The organism is Streptobacillus notomytis, from assembly GCF_001902585.1.
GTDB lineage: Bacteria > Fusobacteriota > Fusobacteriia > Fusobacteriales > Leptotrichiaceae > Streptobacillus > Streptobacillus notomytis.
In genome coordinates this window covers 1-782 of record NZ_LKKV01000135.1, presented here as the reverse complement: position 1 = coordinate 782, position 782 = coordinate 1, and the positions used below count along the sequence as shown (strand labels likewise).

The following is a 782-nucleotide window of genomic DNA, read 5'->3' as shown; positions in this document are numbered from 1 at the left end:
AATGTAACAGGAAATATGATAAGTAATGGAAATAATGATACTTTAAGGTTAATAGGAAGTGGAGAAGTAACTAGTAAAGAGAAATTTAAAGATTTTGAAAAGATACATTTACAAAACTCAGATTGGACATTTTCAAATGAGGAGTATAAGGTAAATGATGAAATATTAGTAGAAAATAGTAATTTATCTATTAAAAAAGGAAAATTAGAAACAAAGAAAATTATAAACCGTGATACATCAACTATTAGTGCATTAGATAAATCAGAAGTAATAGTATCAGATAAATTTTTAAATAAGGGTACAATAAGTTTTTTAAAGAATAAATCAGAAACAGATATATTTACTGTTAAAGGAAATTATGTTGGAGATAATGGTAAAATATTAATGCGTGTAGATGTAGAGAATAAGAATGCAGATTTATTTAAAGTAGAAGGAAGTGTAACTGGTAATACAGGAGTAGAAATATCAAGTAATTCAACATTAAATAAGAGGATGAAAGATAAACTAAAATTAATAGAAACTAAAAATTCAACAAAAGATACATTTAGTTTATTAAACCCAGAACAGGGAGTATTTAAGTATAGATTAAAATTAGAAGACAATAAATGGTATTTACATCAATATTATAATAAACCAATTATAGGGATAATAGCAAATTCAATTTATAAGGTAAAAGATGATTTTAATTTAACATACAATGATCATGATGATATAAATGATAGTAAACTATGGGCTAAGTTATTAAGTATGTGTAGTAATAATGTATTATCAGATAATGAAAA

At 23.5% G+C, this 782-nt stretch carries 1 protein-coding gene; it reads left to right on the top strand.

Features of this window, described 5'->3' with window-relative positions:
- Positions 1–15: 15 nt before the first annotated feature.
- The coding region (locus BUE91_RS06750; RefSeq protein ID WP_280521778.1) for a pertactin-like passenger domain-containing protein at positions 16–782 on the top strand (767 nt) is incomplete at its 3' end.